The organism is Hydrogenophaga sp. 70-12 (assembly GCF_001897365.1).
Lineage (GTDB): Bacteria > Pseudomonadota > Gammaproteobacteria > Burkholderiales > Burkholderiaceae_C > Hydrogenophaga > Hydrogenophaga borbori.
This window is the reverse complement of the sequence record NZ_MKSS01000085.1, coordinates 1-18,140: the sequence shown is the minus strand read 5'-3', so window position 1 is coordinate 18,140 and position 18,140 is coordinate 1. Positions and strand designations below refer to the sequence as shown.

Here is an 18,140-nt window from a genome sequence, read left to right as displayed (position 1 = left end):
GTGGCTGGAGGTGGCCGACGAGGGCGCGGGCCTGCCGGGGCCGCTGGCCGCCAGCCTGGAGCGGGGCGAGGCCCCCGCGCCGGGCGCCGGCCTGGGCGTGGCCGTGGTGGTGCGCCTGGTGCAGCGCCTGCGCGGGCGCGTGGCGGTGCAGGCACACTCGGGCCGGGGCACGCGCATCACGCTCGAGCTGCCGTTCGACGGCGGCGGCCCCCCCGACCCACCGCCCGCGCCATGACCCACGCCCCCCCCGCCATCCATGTGCTGCTGATCGAGGACGACGCCGTGCTCGGCGGCGCGCTGGTGCAGCGCCTGCGGCTGGAGGGCTTCGAGGTGGTCCACGCCAGCAACGGCGCGCAGGCCCTGGCCGCGCTGCGCCGCGCGCGGCCCGATTTCGTGCTCAGCGACATCCGCCTGCCCGACGGCTCGGGCGAGGCGCTGTACCGCCGCGCGCTGCCCTACCTGGGGCGCACGCCCATCGTCTTCGCCACCGCCTTCGCCGACGTCGGCCAGGCCGTGCGCCTGGTGCGCGCGGGCGCCGACGACTACCTCACCAAGCCCTTCGACGTCGACGCGCTGGTCGAGCGCATCCGCGCCCTGGTGCCCGTGGCCGGCGGCGACGGGCCGGCGCTGGGCTTCGGCCTGTCGCCCGCCACCGAGCGCCTGGCGGGCGACCTGGAGCGGCTGGCCGCGCGCGACGTGCCGGTGCTGCTGCTGGGCGAGACCGGCGTCGGCAAGGAGGTGGCGGCGCGCCAGCTGCACGAGCGCTCGGCGCGCGCGGGCGAGCCCTTCGTAGCGGTGAACTGCGGCGCGGTGCCGCGCGAACTGATGGAGAGCCAGTTCTTCGGCCACGAGCGCGGCGCCTTCACCGGCGCCAGCGGCGCGCACGCCGGCTGGTTCGAAGAAGCCGGCGGCGGCACCCTGTTCCTGGACGAGATCGGCGAACTCGACCCGCGCCTGCAGACCGCGCTGCTGCGCGTGCTGCAGGACGGCCACTTCCGCCGCCTCGGCGCGCGCCAGGACCAGCGCTTTCGCGGGCGGGTGGTGGCCGCCACCAACGCCGACCTGCGCGCGCGCATCGCCGACCGCCGCTTCCGCGAAGACCTGTACTACCGCCTCGCGGTGGTCGAGCTGCGCGTGCCGCCGCTGCGCGAGCGCCCGGACGAGGTGCTGCCGCTGGCGCGCGGCTTCCTGCGCCAGGCCGCCGAGCGCCAGGGCCTGGCGCCGCCCGCTCTGGCGACCGAGGCCGAGGCCGCGCTGCGCGCGCACGCCTGGCCCGGCAACGTGCGCGAACTGCGCAACCGCATCGAGCGCGCCATGGCCTTGAGCGAGGGACCGGCCCTGGGCGCGGCCGATCTGTTCCCCGAGCGCGCGCTCGACGAGCCGGGGCCCGCGGCCACGCTGGCCGACGCGCGCGAGCGCGCCGAGCTGGCGCAGATCGAGCGCGCGCTGGAGCAGTCGGGCGGGCGCCTGGCCGAGGCCGCGGCGAGCCTGGGCGTCTCGCGCACCACGCTGTGGAAGCGGCGCAAGAAGCTGCGAGGGGGGGAAGGCGAGGGGGGCGCGGCCTGACACAGGGGAAGCGCGCGCCCGGTTTTTTCGCGTGAGGGCCGCGAGCGTCCCCTAGACTTGGGCCATGTCCTTGTTTTTCCTGCTGATATTGCCCTTCGTGGGCTGCGTGGTCGCGGCGCTGCTGCCGACGAACGCACGCAACCTCGAATCGTCCTGGGCAGCGCTGGTGGCCCTGGGGGTGGCCGTCCCGCTGGTCCTGATCTACCCCGAGGTGCGCGATGGCGCCGTGCTGATCGAGCGATTGGGCTGGCTGCCCGCGCTGGGCATCGACCTGATCGTGCGCATCGACGGCTTCGCCTGGATGTTCGCCATGCTGGTCAGCGCCATGGGCCTGCTGGTCATCGTCTACGCGCGCTACTACCTCTCGGCCGAAGACCCGGCGGCGCGCTTCTATTCGCTGCTGCTGGGCTTCATGGGCGCCATGCTGGGTGTGGTGCTCTCGGGCAACCTGGTGCAGCTGGTGGTGTTCTGGGAGCTCACCAGCGTCTTTTCCTTCCTGCTGATCGGCTACTGGACGCACCGCAAGGACGCGCGGCGCGGCGCGCGCATGGCCTTCACCGTCACGGCCACCGGCGGGCTGGCGCTGCTGGCGGGCGTGCTGCTGCTGGGCCATATCGTGGGCAGCCTGGAGCTGGAGGTGGTGCTGGCGGCCGGCGAGCGCATCCGCGAGCACCCGCTGTACACGCCGGCGCTGGTGCTCATCCTGCTGGGCGCGCTCACCAAGAGTGCGCAGTTCCCCTTCCATTTCTGGCTGCCGCACGCCATGGCCGCGCCCACGCCGGTGTCGGCGTACCTGCATTCGGCCACCATGGTCAAGGCCGGCGTGTTCCTGCTGGCGCGGCTGTGGCCCGCGCTGGCCGGCACGCCGGAGTGGTTCTGGATCGTCGGCGGCGCGGGCCTGGCCACGCTGCTGCTGGGCGCCTACGCGGCCATGTTCCAGAACGACCTCAAGGGGCTGCTGGCCTATTCCACCATCAGCCACCTCGGCCTGATCACGCTGCTGCTGGGCCTCAACAGCCCGCTGGCCGCGGTGGCGGCGGTCTTCCACATGATGAACCACGCGACCTTCAAGGCCTCGCTGTTCATGTCGGTGGGCATCATCGACCACGAGACCGGCACCCGCGACATGCGCCGCCTGGACGGCCTGTTCCGCTCCATGCCCGTCACCGGCACCCTGGCCATCGTGGCCTGCGCGGCCATGGCGGGCGTGCCGCTGCTCAACGGCTTTCTCTCCAAGGAAATGTTCTTCGCCGAGACGGTGTTCGTGAGCGCCAGCCCGGTCATCGAATACGGCCTGCCCGCGCTGGCCACGCTGGCCGGTGTGTTCGCGGTGGTGTATTCGCTGCGCTTCGCGCACGACGTGTTCTTCGGCGCGCCGCCCGACTGCCCGCGCCAGCCGCACGAGCCCGTGCACTGGATGCGCGTGCCGGTGGAACTGCTGGTGCTGGCCTGCATCGTGGTGGGCACGCTGCCGGCCTGGTCCGTGGGGCCGCTGCTGGCCATGGCCGCCACGCCGGTGGTGGGTGGCGACCTGCCGGCGTACAGCCTGGCGGTCTGGCACGGCTTCAACACGCCGCTGGTGATGAGCCTGATCGCCACCGGGGGCGGCGTGGGGGCCTACCTGCTGTTCGGCCAGTGGCTGAAGCGGCGCGACAGCATCCGCGCGCCGGGCCTGCTGGGGCTGGACGGACGCGCCGTGTTCGACAGCGCCCTGACCGCACTGACCCGGCTGGCGCGCTGGCTGCAGCGCCTGCTGGGCACGCAGCGGCTGCAGCCGCAGCTGTTCTGGATGGTGCTGATCGCCGGCCTGGCCGGCTTGGGCTCGGCCCTGGTGGTGCCGCTGAGCTGGGGCGATCGCCCGCGCATCCCGGCCACGCCCGGCTTCGTGCTGCTGTGGGCGATCGGCGTGACCTGCGCCATCGGCGCCGCGTGGCAGGCCAAGTTCCACCGCCTGGCGGCGCTGATCATGCTCAGCGTGGTCGGCCTGTGCCTGTGCATCACCTTTGCCTGGTTCTCGGCGCCCGATCTGGCGCTCACCCAGCTCGCGGTCGAGGTGGTGACCACGGTGCTGTTCCTGCTGGGCCTGCGCTGGATGCCCAAGCGCGTGCAGGAGGACGACCCGCTCTACCTGCGGCGCACCTTCTGGCGCCGCCGCCGCGACCTGGTGGTGGCGGTGCTGATCGGCGCCGGCCTGGCCGTGCTGTCCTACGCCATGCTCACGCGCACCGCACCGATGTCGATCTCGCCCTTCTTCATCGACAACGCGCTGCCGCAGGGCGGCGGCACCAACATCGTCAACGTGATGCTGGTGGACTTCCGGGCCTTCGATACGCTGGGCGAGATCACGGTGCTGGGCATCGTGGGCATCACCGTGTACGCGCTGCTGCGGCGCTTCCGCCCGCCGGTGGAGGTGATCGACCGCCCCGCGCAGCAGCGCGCGGTGCCGCAGCACATCGAAAGCGACCTGGTCACGCGCGAGGACGGCGACACGCCGCAGCGCTACCTGGAGGTGCCCGCCGTGCTGGTGCGCCTGCTGCTGCCCGTGGCCGCGGTGTTCGCCTTTCACCTGTTCATGCGCGGCCACAACGAACCGGGCGGCGGCTTCGTCGCCGGCCTGGTGGTGGCCATCGCCTTCATCGCGCAGTACATGGTGAGCGGCACGCGCTGGGTGGAAGACCGCATGCGCCTGGTGCCGCCGCGCTGGATCGCCTTCGGTCTGAGCGTGGCGCTGGCCACGGGCCTGGGCTCGCTGGCGCTGGGCTACCCCTTCCTCACCACGCACACCGCGCACCTGACCTGGCCGCTGGTGGGCGAGGTGCACGTTCCCAGCGCGGCGCTGTTCGACCTCGGCGTGTTCACGGTGGTGGTGGGCTCCACGCTGCTGCTGCTCACGGCCATCGCCCACCAGTCGCTGCGCGCGCGCCGCCAGCAGGCGGCGCAGGAAGACGACGAAACGGAACAGGCACAAGAGAAAGGGGCCCACTGATGGAACTGATCGTCTCGATCGCCATTGGCGTGATGGCCGGCGCCGGCGTCTGGCTGGTGCTGCGGCCGCGCACCTTCCAGGTGCTGATCGGCCTGTCGCTGCTGTCGTACGCCGTCAACCTGTTCATCTTCAGCGTGGGCAGCCTGTCGGTGGACGCCGAACCCATCGTGCGCCCCGGCCTGCCGGCCGACCTGCAGCACTACACCGACCCACTGCCGCAGTCGCTGGTGCTGACGGCCATCGTCATCGGCTTCGCCACCACGGCGCTGTTCCTGGTGGTGCTGCTGGCGCTGCGCGGCCTGTCCGGCGGCGACCACGTCGATGGCCGGGAGGAGGGGCCATGAAACACCCCCGCCGCGCTTCGCGCGACCCCCTCAAGGGGGCAATGCCTACGGCCCGGCAAAGCCGGTTCCGTGGCCTTCCTGGAAGGAACAACCGATGATGCCCGCCACCGAACACCTGCTGGTGGCGCCCGTGCTGCTGCCGCTGGGCACGGCCGCCCTCATGCTCATGCTGGGCGAGGGTCGCCGGCGCACCAAGGCGGCGATCAACACCGCCTCCACCGCGCTGGGCCTGGCGCTGGCCATCGGGCTGCTGATGCGCGTGCAGGCGGGCGGCCCCACCGTCTTTGGCGTTTACCTGCCGGGCAACTGGCCGGTGCCTTTCGGCATCGTGCTGGTGGCCGACCCGCTGGCCGCCTTCATGGCGGTGCTGGCGGGCGCGGTGGGCCTGGCCGCGCTGCTCTACGCCCTGGCGCGCTGGCAGCACGCGGGCGTGTACTTCCATGTGCTGTTCCAGCTGCAGCTGATGGGCCTGTACGGCGCCTTCCTCACGGGCGACCTGTTCAACCTGTTCGTGTTCTTCGAGGTGCTGCTGGCCGCCAGCTACGGCCTGCTGCTGCACGGCGGCGGCATCGCGCGCGTGCGCGCCGGCCTGCACTACATCGCGATCAACCTGTTCGCCTCGCTGCTGTTCCTCATCGGCGTGGCGCTGCTGTATGGGGTCACCGGCACGCTGAACATGGCCGACATCGCCGACAAGCTCAGCCTGGTGGCCGATCGCGACCGCGGCCTGCTGCACGCGGGCGCGGCCATCCTGGCCATCGCCTTCCTGGCCAAGGCCGCGCTGTGGCCGCTCAACTTCTGGCTACCGCCGGCCTACGGCGCGGCCAGCGCGCCGGCGGCCGCGGTGTTCGCCATCCTCACCAAGGTGGGCGTGTACGCCGTGCTGCGGCTGTGGACGCTGTGCTTCCCCGCCGACGCCGGCAGCTCGGCCGGCTTCGGCGGCACGGTGCTGATCTGGGGCGGCCTGGCCACGCTGGCCTTCGGCGCCATCGGCATGCTGGCCTCGCAGCAGCTCAACCGCCTGGCCGGCTTCAGCGTGATCGCGTCCTCCGGCACGCTGATCGCGGCCATCGGCTTCGATGCACCCGCGCTCAGCAGCGGGGCGCTGTTCTACCTGGCCAGCTCCACCCTGGCCGGCTGCGCGCTGTACCTGCTGGTGGAGCTGCTGGAGCGCGCGCGCCAGGTGCCGGAGGGCCCCGAGGACTGGGACGACGGCAACTACGCGCTGCCGGCCTTCCTGGACGCCGAGCCGCCGCGCGGCATCAACCTCGACGACAACGAGGAAGAGCTGATCGGCCGCGCCATTCCGGCCGCGCTGGCCTTCCTCGGCGTGGCCTTCACCCTGTGCGCCATGGTGATCGCCGGCCTGCCGCCGTTCTCGGGCTTCGTCAGCAAGCTGGCCATGCTGGGCGCGCTGCTCGAGCTGCGCGGCGCCGCGGCCTGGACGCTGTTCGCGCTGCTCATCGTGTCGGGCCTGTTCGCGGCCATTTCGCTCATGCGCGTGGGCATGCGCCACTTCTGGACCACGCAGGACCGGCCCGCGCCGCGCCTGCGCGTGGCCGAGACCCTGCCCATCGCCGCGCTGCTGGGCGCGTCCCTGCTGATGGTGGGCCAGGCCGAAACCGTGCTGGGCTACACCCGCGCCATGGCCGACGCGCTGCACGAGCCGCAGCGCTACATCGACGCGGTGCGCGGCGCGATCACCGTCCCGCATCCCACCGTTCGCGGAGGCACGCCATGAAGCGCCCCACCGATGCACCGTCGCCCGCGGCGCCGAAACGGGCGCGGTCAGGCGTCCGGGCGGCGCTCATGCCGTCTCCCTGGCTGTCGCTGGGCCTGTTCGGCGGCTGGCTGCTGCTCACGCGCAGCCTGGGCTGGGGCCAGATCGGGCTGGGCCTGCTGGTGGCGGTGGTGGTGCCGCTGCTGATGGCGCCGCTGCGCCCCACGCCCGGCCCGCTGCGGCACTGGGGCACGCTGATCCGCCTCATCCTGCGCGTGGGCCGCGACGTGGTGCGCTCGGCGATCGACGTGGCGCTGGGCGTCGCGCACTCGCGGCGCGACCCGCCGCGCGGGCGCTTCGTGGTGATCCCGCTGGACCTGCGCAACGTGCACGGCCTGGCGGCGCTGTCCATGATCACCGCCGTGATCCCCGGCACCGTGTGGTGCGAACTCGCGCCCGACTGCGCGGCGCTGCTGCTGCACGTGTTCGACCTGGACGACGAAGCGGCCTTCATCGCCCACTACAAGGCCGACTACGAGCTGCCCCTGAAGGAGGTTTTTGGATGAACAAGGCACGGCCGCCCGAAGCGGCTCGCACCGCAGCACGCTGCGCGGAGGTTTCCCCATGAGTTCCCTGCTGACGACGGCGATCACCGCCACCGTGGTGATGTACCTGCTGGCCATGGGGCTGGGCCTGGCGCGGCTGCTGCGCGGCCCCAGCGCGCAGGACCGCGTGCTGGCGGTCGACTTTCTCTACGTGGTGGGCATGCTGGTGATGCTGGTGCTGGCCATCCGCTACGACAGCGACATGTACTTCGAGGGCGCGCTGCTGATGGTGCTGTTCGGCTTCGTCGGCTCGGTGGCGCTGGCCAAGTTCCTGCTGCGCGGGGAGGTCATCGAATGAGCGCCGCCGGACCGCTCCCAAGGCGCTCAGCCCCGCAGTGCGCGGCACGGAGGGTCGTGCAATGAACCTGGCCGACATCCCTCCCTGGACCGAGATTCTGGTCGCCGCGCTGCTGTTGGCCAGCGGCGTGGTGGTGCTGGTGGCGGCGCTGGGCCTGTGGCGCCTGCCCGACTTCTTCCTGCGCATGCACGCGCCAGCGCTGGCCTCCACGCTGGGGGCCTGGATCGTCACCCTGGCGTCCATCGTGCACTTCACCGCGCACGCCGAGGGCCTGGCCCTGCACGTGTGGCTGATCATCATCGTGCTGTCCATCACCGCACCGGTCACCACCATCGTGCTGGCGCGCGCGGCGCTGTTCCGCCGCCGCCAGGCCGGCGACCCACTGCCTCCCCCACTGGCGGGACGGCGCTGAACGGGCGTGCCCGGCTTCGGCGCAGAATCTCGACCCATGGCACTCGACGACCCCGACGGCACCCCGCAGCGCCTGGCGCTGGGCTCGGGGCTGGACGCCCTGCCCACCGAGCTGCACCGCCTGGTGCTCACGCTCAACCTGGCCGACGGCAGCGGCGAGGGCCTGGGCCGCTGCGTGGAAGACCTGCTGCACCTGTCGGACAACACCATCCGCGTGGAGCAGCTCACCGCGGGCGTGTACTTCGCCTTCAGCGGGCTGGACCGCGACCCGCGCCAGGTGCACACCATCCCCGAGTGCCGCGACATGCTGCGCGCCCTGCACGAGCGCTGGCCGTACTGGCTGCACTTCCTGGCGCCAGTGCCCGAGCTGTGGACGGTGCTGCTGCTGTGCCTGCTGCCGCTGGGGCCGGGCGTGCGCCTGCCCAACGGCCGCATCGGCCACGAGCTGGACCGCAAGGCCCTGAAGAACCTGATGCTGGACCTGACCATCGCCCTCAACGACCTGCACGAGCAGCACAAGGTGAAGCTGGCCGACCGCCAGCGCATCTTCAAGGCCGCGATGCAGGCGATCGAGCAGGCGACGGGCTCGCGGGTCTGAGCCCGTGCGGCCGCGCGCTCAGTCCAGCGGCAGATCGAAGTGCATGACGTCCTCGCGCACACCGAGCTTGGTGTACAGCGCGATCGCAGGTTCGTCGCCGTGGTCGGCCTGCACATACACCACCCAGGCGCCGCGCTCGCGCGCGATGGCGCGCAAGTGGTCGATGAGTTGCGTGGCGATGCCCTGGCGGCGGTGTGCCTCGGCCACGGCCAGGTCGTACAGGTAGACCTCGCGGCGGCGGCGTTCCAGCTTGTCGAGCTCGTAGGCCACCAGACCGCCGACCACCGCCGCGCCATCGAGGGCCACCAGCGCGATCAGGCCCGGGCGGCCCAGGGCCTCGCGCGCCCAGGCCTCGTCGGGCGGGGCGCCCGTGTAGGTCTCGTCGTCGCCAAAGGCCTCGGCGAACATCGCGTTCAGGCGCAGCAGCAGGGCGTGGTCATCCGGTCCGAGCCGGTGCAGGGTGGGGGCCGCCATCTCAGGCCCCCGCCGCCTGGGCGTGGCAGGCGCAGGCCTCGCCATGCGCGGCCGACACCAGCTCGTCCAGGATGCCGCAGCTCGAACCGTCCTCGCCGTCCTGGCAGCGCTCGCGCAGGCGCAGCAGCTGCTTTTCCAGCGCGCGCAGGCTCTTGAGTCGGGCGCGCACGCGCGCCAGTTGCTCGTCCACCAGGCCGTCCACGTGGCGGCAGTGCGAATCGGGGTCGTCCAGGAAACCCAGCAGGCGCTGCACGTCGGCCAGGGGCATGTCCAGCGCGCGGCAGTGGCGGATGAAGGCCAGGCGCTCCAGGTGCTCGGTGGCGTAGTCGCGGTAGCCGTTGTCGCGCCGCGCGGGCTCGGGCAGCAGGCCCTGCTTCTCGTAGTAGCGGATGGTTTCGATGTCGACGCCGGTGGCGCGGGAGAGGTCCTTGATCTGCATGGCCGGGCTCCTGGTAGCGGTGGCTGACACTGTAGCCACTTCAGGGTGGGCCGGGGCATTTCAAGGCCCTGCGGGCGCTCTGGTCCAATCGGGCCGGGCCCATCGCGCCCGTCCCCGATGAAAACCCTGCTGCTCTACATCGCCACCGCCCTGGCCGAGATCCTCGGCTGCTTCCTGCCCCTGCTGTGGCTGCGCCAGCAGGCCGCCGGCTGGTGGGCGCTGCCGCTGGCGGCGCTGAGCCTGGCGGTCTTCGTGTGGCTGCTCACGCTGCACGACGCGCCGTCGGGGCGGGTGTACGCGGCCTACGGCGGCGTGTACGTGAGCGTGGCCATCGCCTGGCTGTGGGCCGTGGACGGCGTGCGGCCCAGCGCCTGGGACGTGGCGGGCGTGGCGATCGCGCTGGCGGGCATGGCGCTGATCGCGTTCCAGCCGCGCTGAGGCCACACGCGCGCGAAAAGGCGGCGGCGGGCCTTTGGCATGATGGGCGCAGTGCGGCGCCCTTTTGCCGCGAAGGACCTTGGCATGAACCACCCCATCGTGATCGTCGGCGGCGGCGCCGGCGGCCTGGAACTCGCCTGCAAGCTGGGCCGTCAGTTGGGCCCCGAGCGCGTGACCCTGGTCGACCGCCAGCTCTTCCACATCTGGAAGCCCTCGCTGCACGAGGTGGCCGCCGGCACGCTGGACATCCACCAGGAGGGCCTGTCGTACGAGATGCTGGCGCACGACAACCGCTTCACCTTCTGCCTGGGCGCGTTCAAGGGCCTGAACGCCGGGCAGCGGATGATCACCGTGGACGCCGTGCACGACGAGCACGGCGAGCTGCTCATCCCCGAGCGCACGCTGGTCTATGGCCAGCTGGTGCTGGCGCTGGGCAGCACCGCCAACCATTTCAACGTGCCCGGCGCGGCCGAGCACACCATGTCGCTCAACCAGCCGGCCGACGCCGAGCGTTTCCGCCAGCGCATGCTCAAGCTGCTGACGGCGGCCGAACTGCGCAAGAGCGCGGGCGTGGAGGCGGCGGTGCGCGTGGTCATCATCGGCGGCGGCGCCACCGGCGTGGAGCTGGCGGCCGAGCTGCGCGAGGCCAGCCAGGTGCATACGCGCTACGGCTTTCGCCGCCTCGACGGCCTGCGCGACGTGCAGCTCACCCTGATCGAGGGCGCGGACCGCATCCTGGCGCCGCTGCCGGAGCGCGTGTCGGCCTCGGCCACGGCCTTGCTGCGCGAACGCGCGGTGAACGTGGTCACGTCCTGCCGCGTGGCCGGCGTGGCGCCCGACGCCGTGACCGACACCGAGGGCCGCCGCTTTCCCGCCGACCTGGTGGTCTGGGCCGCGGGCATCAAGGCGCCGGCGCTGCTGGGCGAGCAGGGTCTGCCGGTGACCCGCTCAGGCCAGGTGGAGGTGGAGCCCGACCTGCGCGTGAAGGGCCAGGAGGCCATCCATGCGCTGGGCGATTGCGCGGCCTGCGTCCTGCCGGGTGGCGGCCTCGTGCCACCGCGCGCGCAGGCGGCGCACCAGCAGGCCAGCTACCTGGCCAAGCGCCTGCGCCAGCTGGCCGAAGGCCGCCCGCCCGGCCAGGCGCCATACCGCTACCACGACCACGGCTCGCTGGTGTCGCTGGGCACCCAGAGCTCGGTGGGCAGCCTCATGGGCAAGCTGTTCGGCCCGAGCTGGTTCGTGCAGGGCCTGTTGGCGCGGGTGATGTACACCAGCCTGCACCTGATGCACCACCAGGCGGTGCTGGGCACGGCGCGCACGGCCACGCTGGCGGTGGCGCGCTTCCTGGTGAAGCGCGCGACGCCGCTGGTGAAGCTGCACTGAGCGGCGGGGCGGCGCTCAGGCGCTGCGCTTGAACATCGCCAGCAGGCCGCCCGCGACCACGAACAGCGTGCCGAACACACGGTTGAGCGCGCGGATGTGCGCGGTCGACTTGAGCGTGCGCAGCAGGCGTGCGGCCAGCGCCGTGTAGCCCGCCATCACCACCAGGTCGGTGAAGCCCAGGGTCAGGCCGATCACCAGGTACTGCGGCGCCAGCGGCTGCGCCAGGTCGAGGAACTGCGGCACCACGGCCAGCAGGAAGACCGTGCCCTTGGGGTTGAGCGCGTTGATGATCCAGCCGCGCGCGATGAGGTCGCGCGCGCGCCGGCTGGTGGCCGCCTCGTCGCCGCTGGCCAGGGGCCGCGCGGGCGCCCGCCATTGCTGGATGCCCAGCCACACCAGGTAGGCCACGCCGGCCCACTTGACGACCAGGAAGGCGGTGCTGGACGCCGTGACCAGCGCGCCCAGGCCCACCGAGACCACCAGCATCTGCGTCCAGATGCCCAGCACCAGGCCCAGGGTGGTGAGGTAGCCGCGGCGGAAACCGTGCGAGAGCCCGGCGCTCATGGCGGCCACGGCACCCGCGCCCGGCGAGATGCTGATGGCCCAGGAGGCGGCGAAGAAGGCGAGCCAGGTGGCGAATTCCATGGTGGATGCTCGGTGGAAGGCGAAGCCGGTAATGCTAGCGCCAGGCGGTCGGCCCCGCGCGGCCATGGGTCGCCGCCCGGGCCCGATTCAGTGCAGGCGCAGCTTGAACTGCAGCACCACCGCGCCGTCCACGTCCTTCATCGAGGGAATGAGACCCAGGTTGACGCCGAAGCGCCGGCCTTCGATGGAGGCCATGGGCAGGGCGGCGAAAAAGGTGCCGCCGCGCTTCATCGCCGGGTAGCCATTCATGAGGCCGACCGCCGCGCCCAGCTTGACCGGGCCCAGGCTCCAGGGCTGCCAGTTGGCCGCCAGGTACTGGGAATGCTTGCCGACGCTGTTGTCGTACACACCGGCCATGTACGACAACTCGGGCGAAGTGCGCCACTCGATACCGAAGCCGAAGTTGCGCTCGTTGTGGTACTTGCTGCGGTCGAAGTGGCGCGAAAAGCCGCCCACGTTGATCCAGATCTGGGCCGCTGGGGTGGCCGGCGCCGGGGGCGCAGCCCCATCCGGGGCGGCAAGGGCCAGCAGCGGCAGGCCCAGCGCCAGCACCAGCACCGAACGGGCCGGGCACCGGCCAGACAAGCGGGGGAAACGCACCAACATGGTTGACCTCGAACACGGCGGCTCCGGTGGAGCCCTGGCCATGTTCTCGGCCGATCAGGCGGTGCGCTGAATGCCGCCGATCGGGCGCTGTACGGCCCGACCGTGACATGCTGATGACTTTCCTGGTCTCAGCGGCGGCGCGGCGTCGCCGGGCCTCGGCCTTCCAGGTGGCGGAAGTTGATGCGGCCTTTGGTCAGGTCGTAGGGCGACAGCTCCAGCGACACACGGTCACCCGCGAGGATGCGGATGTGGTTCTTCTTCATCTTGCCGGCGGAATAGGCAATGAGCTGGTGCCCGTTGTCCAGGGTGACGCGAAAACGCGTGTCGGGCAACACCTCGTTGACGATACCCATCATGTCGATCAGTTCTTCCTTGGCCATGCGGTTCCTTTCCAGAGACGGCCACGCGCCAACAAGCCATCGCGCGACCGCCGGGCGGCCACGGGGCAGGGGAGCGTGAAAAAGGCCATCAGGGCGATGGCCAGCGGCAGGCCCGGGGCGGGAGTCCGGGCGGGCGCGCTGAGGAGCGCGCGAAACCTGAGAATTCTACCGGCCTGGGCTCAACGGTGCTCGGGCAGCTCGATCTTGACCTCGAGCACGTCGAGGTTGTCCTGGCGCTCGAGCTGGACCTTGATGTCGTCGGGATTGATGCGGATGTACTTGCCAATCACCGCCACCAGCTCGCGCTGCAGCGCGGGCAGGTAGTCGGGCTCGGCGGCGCTGCGACCGGAACGCTCGTGCGCCAGGATGATCTGCAAGCGCTCCTTGGCGACCGAAGCGGTTTTTTTCTTCTCACCCAGCAGGAAAGACAGCAGGGACATGCCTTATTTCCCTCCGAACAGGCGCTTGAAGAAGCCGGATTTTTCGGCTTCGATGAAGCGCAGCGGCTTGTCCTTGCCGAGGAAGCGGTCGATCACGTCGCCGTAGGCCTCGGCCACGTCGCTGCCCTTGAGGTGGATCGCCGGCGTGCCCTGGTTGGACGCGGTCAGCACCGATTCGCTCTCGGGGATCACGCCGATCAGCGGGATGCGCAGGATGTCCTGGATGTCCTGCAGCGAGAGCATCTGGCCGTCGGCCACGCGGCTGGGGTTGTAGCGCGTGATGAGCAGGTGCTCCTTGATGGCTTCCTTGCCCTCGATGGCGCGGCGCGTCTTGCTGGAGAGCATGCCCAGGATGCGGTCGGAATCGCGCACGCTGGACACCTCGGGGTTGGTCACCACCAGGGCCTCGTCGGCGTAGTGCATGGCCATGAGCGCTCCGGATTCGATGCCGGCCGGCGAGTCGCAGACGATGTAATCGAAGCCCATGCCCGAGAGCTCGTCGAGCACGCGCTTGACGCCGTCTTGGTTGAGGGCGTCCTTGTCGCGCGTCTGGCTGGCGGCCAGGATGTACAGGTTGTCGACCTGCTTGTCCTTGATGAGCGCCTGGTTGAGGTTGGCCTCGCCCTGGATGACGTTGATCAGGTCGTAGACCACGCGGCGCTCGCAGCCCATGATGAGGTCGAGGTTGCGCAGGCCGACGTCGAAGTCGATGACCGCGGTCTTGTGACCGCGCAGGGCCAGGCCGGTGGCAAAACTCGCGCTGGTGGTGGTCTTGCCCACCCCGCCCTTGCCGGACGTGACGACGACGATTCGGGTCATGGAATGGCTCCGTGGATTCGGTGGTTCGGTTTCAGGTGGACAGGGCGTCGATGACGAGGCGGTCGCCGTCGGCAGTGCTGTGCAAGCGCACCTGGGCGGGCCGGCCCAGCAGGGCCTGCGGCAGCGGCACCTCGCTGGTGCGGTAGACGCCCGCGATGGAAATCAGCTCGGGCGCCATGGCCAGGGAAAAGATGCGCGCCTGCGCGTGGCCGCGCGCGCCGGCCATGGCCTTGCCACGCAGCGGGGCATAGACGTGGATGTGGCCATCGGCGATGACCTCCGCGCCTGGGTTCACCATGGCCATGACCACCAGGTCGCCACCGCGCGCGTAGACCTGTTGGCCGGAGCGCAGGGGCTTGTCGATGACCAGGGCGCCCGGCGCGGGCACCGGCGGAGGCGGCGCAACGGCCACCGGGGCCGCACTGGCGGACGGCGCCGGCGCGTGGCCCTGGCGGGTGAGCAGCGGCGCGTCGGCCAGCGGCAGGCCGGCGGCCTGGGCGGCGGCGCGCTGGGCCTCGCTGGCCGCGTTCACGGCCACCGGGCGCAGGCGGTGCGCGCGCAGCAACTCGCTCACCTGCATCAGGTCGGGCAGGGCTTGCTCGCCGCTCAGGCCTTGCAGGTCGATGAGCAGCGGGTCGTGGTCGAAAAACTCGGGCTGGTCGCCGTAGCGCTGGCCGAACTCGCGGCGCAGCAACTCCATGTCGCCCGACTTGAGCAGCAGCGCCAGCAGCGGCAGGTGAACGCTCTTGAGATCGAAGCTGGCGGGCGCTTGGCCGCCGAGGGACACGGGCATTGCGAAAGGCGGGCGGGCGAAAGCCGCGCAGTGTAGCAGCGGGTGCCGAGGCCTTTCGTGAGCAACTGTCACCAGACTTTGGAACAAAGCTGTGGGTAATTCTGGAACAAGCCATGACTTGTCCACAGGAACGGCGGGCATTCGCGGTTTGTCCCCATTCGGGGTTCACGTTTGGCCGGGTGCTTCACACAGACTTGTCAGGATCGAAAAATCCTTGTCGCCAAAGGACAAGGGGCGCTTGTCCACAGAAGACAGCGCCCCTTATCTACTACCACTAATTTAAGTAATTGATTCAGTAGGAAGAAGTCAGAGGCGGGGTTGGCGCGGTTCGCCATGGCTTTTGAAGCCCTGGCCGCCGTGCCCCATGCGGTCGAAACGCTCCATGGGGCCGCGATGGCCCGCATGGCGCATGCCGCCCAGGCCCATGCCGCGCTGCGCGTCGAAGGCCTTTTGCTGCGGGGGCGTGAGCTGGGCGTAGAAGCGGCGGATCGCATCGTGGCGTTGCGCCACCTGGCGGTCGCGCTCGGCCTTCAGGGCGTCCAGGCGGTCCAGGCGCTGGGGCGTGCTGAGCTTGGCCCAGTCCTCGCGGTTGGGGCGTTCACCCGCAGGCCGGGGGGTGGGCTTCATCTTCGCGACGAAATCGTTCCAGGCCGCTTCCTGTTCGGGGCGCAGCTGCAGGCTGTCCTTCAGGCGGGATTGGTGCTCGGCCATGCGCTGCTGCAGGCGCTCCATGCGCTGGGCGTGGCGCTGCGGGTCGTGGCGGGGGGCTTGCGCCTGGGGTTGGGCGGCGCTGGCGGCGGGGGCCGGCTGGGCCGGCGCGCCGACGCCTTGGGCGACGGCGGTGAAGGACAGGGCCGTGATGGCGGTGGCAGCGGCGGTGACGGCAAAGGCGCGGCGGCTGAACGAGGGTTTCATGGGCACTCCTTGGTACGGTGGGACCACCGGCTGGTGGCGTGGGTCTCACTGTGGGCGGGATCTGTGCAGCAAAGTGGCAGGCTCTGTGTGGTTCTTGTAAAGATCCTTGTCGGCGCCGCCGCCGAGGTCGTCCAGGATGGGGCAGTCGGGCCGGTCGTTGCCAGGGCAGCGGACCACCAGGTCTTCCAGGGTGCGGCGCATCGCTTCCAGGGCGGCGATGCGCTCGGCCAGGTCGCCGATGTGCTTTTGCGCGATGCGCTTGACGGTGTCGCTGCTGCGCCGCCGGTTGTGCCAGAGGTTCACCAGGTCGCGGATCTCGTCGAGCGTGAAGCCCATGTCGCGCGCGCGGCGGATGAAACGCAGCGTGTGCACGTCGGATTCGGCGTATTGGCGGTAGTTGCTGTCGGTGCGCCGCACCTCGCCGAGCAGGCCCAGGCCTTCGTAGTGGCGCAGCATCTTGGGCGAGATGCCGCTGAGCTGCGCGGCCTGGCCGATGTTGACTGGCCAGGCGGTGGTGCGGGTGTCCATCAGGCCGCCACCGCGTAGCCTTCTTCGCGGATGGCCGCAGCGATCTTCTCGCGCGACTGGCTGCTGTGCACCTCGACGCGGTTCTGTGGCCGGTCGATGCGCACCTCGGCTTGGGGGTCGATCTGCTTGATGGCGTTGGTGACGCTGCGTTCGCAGTGGCCGCAGGTCATGCCTTGCACGGTAAAGGTCTGGTTCATGGAGAGGCTCCTGTGTTGGGATAGAAGCATTCTCAAGCTTGACACGGTGTCAAGGTCAAGCGCGCGGTTTTGGGGCGCGGAGGCCTTGACCTGCATCAAGGCGCGTGCGGGCGTCGCGTGGGAAGCTGCGCGGGTTCCACCCTCGAGGAGATCCGCCATGAAATCCGACGCCCTGCGCACCGTCCGGGACGAACACGCCAGCCTGTCGGCGATGCTGCGCTCGATGCTGGTGATGATCGATCGAGGCCCCGAGACCGATGGCCCCGAGCGCTTCTTCGATGTGCTGCGGGCCATGCTGTTCTACATCGGCGAGTTTCCCGAGAAGCTGCACCACCCGAAGGAGTCGGACCTGCTGTTTCCACGCGTGGCGCGCGCCGCGCCGCACACGTTGGAGACCATCCAGCGCCTGGAAAAGGAGCACATGGGCGGCGAGGACCGCGTGCGCGAGTTGGTGCACCTGCTGATGGCCTGGGAGTACCTGGGCGAGCCCCGGCGCCAGGCTTTCGTGGACGAAGCCCAGGCCTACGTGCGCTTCTACCTGGCCCACATGAAGCTGGAGGAGCAGGTGGTGCTGCCGGCGGCGGAGCAACTGCTGGACGAAGCCGACCGCCGCGCGCTGGACGCCGCCTTCTCCAGCCATGTGGACCCGCTGAGCCCCGAGGGCCAGCGCGACCCGGCCTTTGACCGCCTGTTCACGCGCATCGTGCGGCTCGCGCCCTCACCCGTGGGCGTGGGCTGAGGTTCAGGTGGCGAGCGCCGCGAGCAGCTCGTCGAACACCGACAGCAGGCGTTCCACGTCGGCGGGCGTGGTGGCCGGGCTGGCAAGCATCATGCAGTGGAAGGGCGTGAGCAGCACGCCGCGGTTGAGCATGAACAGGTGGGTGAAGGATTCGAGCGCGCCCTGGGCGTGTTCACGAACGTCCTGGGCCTGGCGCGGGGTGCGCGGCATGAACTGCAGCTCGAGGCGGGCGCCGAGGCGCGTCACGGTCCAGGGCCGGTGGGCGGCGTGCAGGCGCTTGAGCAGGCCGTCCTGCAGCAGCGCGGCGATGGCCAGCATGTGCGCGTAGTTGGCCTCGGTGTGCAGGTGGGTGAGCGCCGCCTCCAGCGCGGCCAGGGTCAGCGGATTGCCCGACAGCGTGGTGCCGATGCCGCTGTGGCCTTCGGGTGCGCTGTCCTTGGCGCGCGCCATGCGCTGCGCGAGTTCGGCCGTCACGCCATAGACCGCGCAGGGCAGGCCGCCGGCCACGGCCTTGCCCACCACCAGGGCGTCGGGGTTCAGTTCGTGGGCGCGCGCGTAGCCGCCGAGCGCGGTGGAGAGGGTGTGCGTCTCGTCCACCACGAACAGCGTGCCGCGGCGGCGGCAGAGCTCGCGCGCGACGGGCCAGAAGCCCCGGTTGGGGGGCACCAGGCCGAAGTTGGTGAGCGCGGGTTCGGCCAGCAGGCAGGCCACGTCGCCGCGCGACAGCGCCGCCTCCAGCGCGGCCAGGTCGTTGAAGGGCACCACGCGGGTGAAGGCGTGGTGGTTGTGCACCTGGCCCAGCACCGAAGGGCGGCG

Annotated in this window: 24 protein-coding genes; 12 read left to right on the top strand and 12 right to left on the bottom strand. The window is 71.0% G+C overall.

Translation table 11 applies throughout. From position 1 onward, the window contains the following. From BGO22_RS05560 to BGO22_RS05520, 9 genes are all read left to right on the top strand, one after another. Positions 1-235, top strand: a 235-nt coding sequence (locus BGO22_RS05560) for an ATP-binding protein (protein WP_286849565.1), incomplete at its 5' end; no start/stop codon positions are given. Then, entirely contained in the window at positions 232-1,566 is a 1,335-nt protein-coding gene (locus BGO22_RS05555) for a sigma-54-dependent transcriptional regulator (RefSeq protein WP_286849563.1), read from the top strand. The genes BGO22_RS05560 and BGO22_RS05555, both read left to right, overlap by 4 nt. Before the next feature lie 64 nt (positions 1,567-1,630). Continuing rightward, on the top strand, positions 1,631-4,552 hold the full coding sequence (locus BGO22_RS05550; protein WP_286849561.1) for a monovalent cation/H+ antiporter subunit A: 2,922 nt from the start codon (positions 1,631-1,633) through the stop codon (positions 4,550-4,552). Further along, positions 4,552-4,896, top strand: a complete 345-nt coding sequence (locus tag BGO22_RS05545; RefSeq protein ID WP_070399613.1) for a Na+/H+ antiporter subunit C — start codon at positions 4,552-4,554, stop codon at positions 4,894-4,896. Before BGO22_RS05550 ends, BGO22_RS05545 begins: the two co-directional genes overlap by 1 nt. Positions 4,897-4,990: 94 nt before the next feature. Then, positions 4,991-6,637, top strand: a complete 1,647-nt coding sequence (locus BGO22_RS05540; RefSeq protein ID WP_502686430.1) for a monovalent cation/H+ antiporter subunit D — start codon at positions 4,991-4,993, stop codon at positions 6,635-6,637. Positions 6,638-6,705: 68 nt separating this feature from the next. After that, positions 6,706-7,182: a Na+/H+ antiporter subunit E gene (locus BGO22_RS05535; RefSeq protein ID WP_070399612.1), complete on the top strand. Its 477-nt coding sequence runs from the start codon at positions 6,706-6,708 to the stop codon at positions 7,180-7,182. A 58-nt stretch (positions 7,183-7,240) separates the two neighbouring features. Beyond that, the gene (locus BGO22_RS05530; protein WP_070399611.1) at positions 7,241-7,519 is read left to right on the top strand and encodes a K+/H+ antiporter subunit F; all 279 of its coding nucleotides are present in this window, start codon (positions 7,241-7,243) and stop codon (positions 7,517-7,519) included. A 61-nt stretch (positions 7,520-7,580) separates the two neighbouring features. Continuing rightward, the gene (locus tag BGO22_RS05525; protein ID WP_070399610.1) at positions 7,581-7,931 is read left to right on the top strand and encodes a Na+/H+ antiporter subunit G; all 351 of its coding nucleotides are present in this window, start codon (positions 7,581-7,583) and stop codon (positions 7,929-7,931) included. Between the two features lie 36 nt (positions 7,932-7,967). Beyond that, positions 7,968-8,528 (top strand): hypothetical protein, encoded by a 561-nt coding sequence (locus BGO22_RS05520; protein ID WP_070399609.1) that lies wholly within the window; start codon positions 7,968-7,970, stop codon positions 8,526-8,528. Between the two features lie 18 nt (positions 8,529-8,546). Here BGO22_RS05520 and BGO22_RS05515 read toward each other — a convergent pair whose 3' ends face one another. Continuing rightward, positions 8,547-9,002 carry an AAC(3)-I family aminoglycoside N-acetyltransferase gene (locus tag BGO22_RS05515; RefSeq protein ID WP_286849559.1) on the bottom strand — a complete coding sequence of 152 codons (456 nt, stop codon included), beginning with the start codon at positions 9,000-9,002 and terminating at the stop codon, positions 8,547-8,549. Position 9,003: 1 nt separating this feature from the next. After that, positions 9,004-9,441, bottom strand: coding sequence for a Cd(II)/Pb(II)-responsive transcriptional regulator (gene cadR / locus BGO22_RS05510; protein ID WP_116959058.1), 438 nt, complete (start codon positions 9,439-9,441; stop codon positions 9,004-9,006). 117 nt (positions 9,442-9,558) lie between these two features. On the opposite strand from cadR, the gene BGO22_RS05505 reads away from it, so the two are divergent. Together BGO22_RS05505 and BGO22_RS05500 are read left to right on the top strand one after the other, a co-directional pair. Beyond that, positions 9,559-9,879: a YnfA family protein gene (locus BGO22_RS05505; RefSeq protein WP_286849558.1), complete on the top strand. Its 321-nt coding sequence runs from the start codon at positions 9,559-9,561 to the stop codon at positions 9,877-9,879. Between the two features lie 84 nt (positions 9,880-9,963). After that, a complete protein-coding gene (locus BGO22_RS05500) occupies positions 9,964-11,262 on the top strand; it encodes an NAD(P)/FAD-dependent oxidoreductase (protein WP_070399605.1) in 1,299 nt (432 codons plus the stop codon). Positions 11,263-11,277: 15 nt separating this feature from the next. On the opposite strand, the gene BGO22_RS05495 is transcribed toward BGO22_RS05500, so the two are convergent. The 9 genes from BGO22_RS05495 to BGO22_RS05455 all read right to left on the bottom strand — a co-directional run bounded on the left by BGO22_RS05495 (position 11,278) and on the right by BGO22_RS05455 (position 16,585). Beyond that, on the bottom strand, positions 11,278-11,907 hold the full coding sequence (locus BGO22_RS05495) for a LysE family transporter (RefSeq protein ID WP_070399604.1): 630 nt from the start codon (positions 11,905-11,907) through the stop codon (positions 11,278-11,280). A gap of 87 nt (positions 11,908-11,994) precedes the next feature. Next, on the bottom strand, positions 11,995-12,513 hold the full coding sequence (locus BGO22_RS05490) for a hypothetical protein (protein WP_286849556.1): 519 nt from the start codon (positions 12,511-12,513) through the stop codon (positions 11,995-11,997). A gap of 128 nt (positions 12,514-12,641) precedes the next feature. Beyond that, the gene (infA, locus tag BGO22_RS05485; protein WP_035622498.1) at positions 12,642-12,893 is read right to left on the bottom strand and encodes a translation initiation factor IF-1; all 252 of its coding nucleotides are present in this window, start codon (positions 12,891-12,893) and stop codon (positions 12,642-12,644) included. A gap of 179 nt (positions 12,894-13,072) precedes the next feature. Further along, a complete protein-coding gene (gene minE / locus BGO22_RS05480; protein WP_070399603.1) occupies positions 13,073-13,333 on the bottom strand; it encodes a cell division topological specificity factor MinE in 261 nt (86 codons plus the stop codon). A 3-nt stretch (positions 13,334-13,336) separates the two neighbouring features. After that, the gene (minD, locus tag BGO22_RS05475; RefSeq protein WP_070399602.1) at positions 13,337-14,152 is read right to left on the bottom strand and encodes a septum site-determining protein MinD; all 816 of its coding nucleotides are present in this window, start codon (positions 14,150-14,152) and stop codon (positions 13,337-13,339) included. Positions 14,153-14,183: 31 nt separating this feature from the next. Next, a complete protein-coding gene (gene minC / locus BGO22_RS05470) occupies positions 14,184-14,945 on the bottom strand; it encodes a septum site-determining protein MinC (protein ID WP_070399601.1) in 762 nt (253 codons plus the stop codon). A 306-nt stretch (positions 14,946-15,251) separates the two neighbouring features. Further along, positions 15,252-15,860, bottom strand: coding sequence for a Spy/CpxP family protein refolding chaperone (locus tag BGO22_RS05465; protein WP_286849552.1), 609 nt, complete (start codon positions 15,858-15,860; stop codon positions 15,252-15,254). Between the two features lie 45 nt (positions 15,861-15,905). Then, positions 15,906-16,388, bottom strand: a complete 483-nt coding sequence (gene cueR / locus BGO22_RS05460) for a Cu(I)-responsive transcriptional regulator (protein ID WP_070399599.1) — start codon at positions 16,386-16,388, stop codon at positions 15,906-15,908. Continuing rightward, positions 16,388-16,585: a heavy-metal-associated domain-containing protein gene (locus BGO22_RS05455; protein ID WP_070399598.1), complete on the bottom strand. Its 198-nt coding sequence runs from the start codon at positions 16,583-16,585 to the stop codon at positions 16,388-16,390. Before BGO22_RS05455 ends, cueR begins: the two co-directional genes overlap by 1 nt. 157 nt (positions 16,586-16,742) lie before the next feature. On the opposite strand from BGO22_RS05455, the gene BGO22_RS05450 reads away from it, so the two are divergent. Continuing rightward, positions 16,743-17,324: a hemerythrin domain-containing protein gene (locus BGO22_RS05450; RefSeq protein ID WP_204743802.1), complete on the top strand. Its 582-nt coding sequence runs from the start codon at positions 16,743-16,745 to the stop codon at positions 17,322-17,324. Between the two features lie 3 nt (positions 17,325-17,327). Here BGO22_RS05450 and BGO22_RS05445 read toward each other — a convergent pair. After that, positions 17,328-18,140: aminotransferase class III-fold pyridoxal phosphate-dependent enzyme (locus BGO22_RS05445; RefSeq protein ID WP_286849548.1), on the bottom strand; the 813-nt coding region annotated here is incomplete at its 5' end.

Excerpts from the sequence above, each read along its gene's own strand:
- BGO22_RS05455 (WP_070399598.1), bottom strand. The coding sequence starts at position 16,585 with ATGAACCAGACCTTTACCGTGCAAGGCATGACCTGCGGCCACTGCGAA.
- BGO22_RS05535 (WP_070399612.1), top strand. The coding sequence starts at position 6,706 with ATGCCGTCTCCCTGGCTGTCGCTGGGCCTGTTCGGCGGCTGGCTGCTG.
- BGO22_RS05505 (WP_286849558.1), top strand. The coding sequence starts at position 9,559 with ATGAAAACCCTGCTGCTCTACATCGCCACCGCCCTGGCCGAGATCCTC.
- infA (WP_035622498.1), bottom strand. The coding sequence starts at position 12,893 with ATGGCCAAGGAAGAACTGATCGACATGATGGGTATCGTCAACGAGGTG.
- BGO22_RS05545 (WP_070399613.1), top strand. The coding sequence starts at position 4,552 with ATGGAACTGATCGTCTCGATCGCCATTGGCGTGATGGCCGGCGCCGGC.
- BGO22_RS05525 (WP_070399610.1), top strand. The coding sequence starts at position 7,581 with ATGAACCTGGCCGACATCCCTCCCTGGACCGAGATTCTGGTCGCCGCG.
- BGO22_RS05515 (WP_286849559.1), bottom strand. The coding sequence starts at position 9,002 with ATGGCGGCCCCCACCCTGCACCGGCTCGGACCGGATGACCACGCCCTG.
- BGO22_RS05495 (WP_070399604.1), bottom strand. The coding sequence starts at position 11,907 with ATGGAATTCGCCACCTGGCTCGCCTTCTTCGCCGCCTCCTGGGCCATC.
- BGO22_RS05520 (WP_070399609.1), top strand. The coding sequence starts at position 7,968 with ATGGCACTCGACGACCCCGACGGCACCCCGCAGCGCCTGGCGCTGGGC.
- cueR (WP_070399599.1), bottom strand. The coding sequence starts at position 16,388 with ATGGACACCCGCACCACCGCCTGGCCAGTCAACATCGGCCAGGCCGCG.
- BGO22_RS05465 (WP_286849552.1), bottom strand. The coding sequence starts at position 15,860 with ATGAAACCCTCGTTCAGCCGCCGCGCCTTTGCCGTCACCGCCGCTGCC.
- BGO22_RS05450 (WP_204743802.1), top strand. The coding sequence starts at position 16,743 with ATGAAATCCGACGCCCTGCGCACCGTCCGGGACGAACACGCCAGCCTG.
- cadR (WP_116959058.1), bottom strand. The coding sequence starts at position 9,441 with ATGCAGATCAAGGACCTCTCCCGCGCCACCGGCGTCGACATCGAAACC.
- BGO22_RS05555 (WP_286849563.1), top strand. The coding sequence starts at position 232 with ATGACCCACGCCCCCCCCGCCATCCATGTGCTGCTGATCGAGGACGAC.
- minC (WP_070399601.1), bottom strand. The coding sequence starts at position 14,945 with ATGCCCGTGTCCCTCGGCGGCCAAGCGCCCGCCAGCTTCGATCTCAAG.
- BGO22_RS05530 (WP_070399611.1), top strand. The coding sequence starts at position 7,241 with ATGAGTTCCCTGCTGACGACGGCGATCACCGCCACCGTGGTGATGTAC.
- BGO22_RS05540 (WP_502686430.1), top strand. The coding sequence starts at position 4,991 with ATGATGCCCGCCACCGAACACCTGCTGGTGGCGCCCGTGCTGCTGCCG.
- BGO22_RS05490 (WP_286849556.1), bottom strand. The coding sequence starts at position 12,513 with ATGTTGGTGCGTTTCCCCCGCTTGTCTGGCCGGTGCCCGGCCCGTTCG.
- minE (WP_070399603.1), bottom strand. The coding sequence starts at position 13,333 with ATGTCCCTGCTGTCTTTCCTGCTGGGTGAGAAGAAAAAAACCGCTTCG.
- BGO22_RS05500 (WP_070399605.1), top strand. The coding sequence starts at position 9,964 with ATGAACCACCCCATCGTGATCGTCGGCGGCGGCGCCGGCGGCCTGGAA.
- BGO22_RS05550 (WP_286849561.1), top strand. The coding sequence starts at position 1,631 with ATGTCCTTGTTTTTCCTGCTGATATTGCCCTTCGTGGGCTGCGTGGTC.
- minD (WP_070399602.1), bottom strand. The coding sequence starts at position 14,152 with ATGACCCGAATCGTCGTCGTCACGTCCGGCAAGGGCGGGGTGGGCAAG.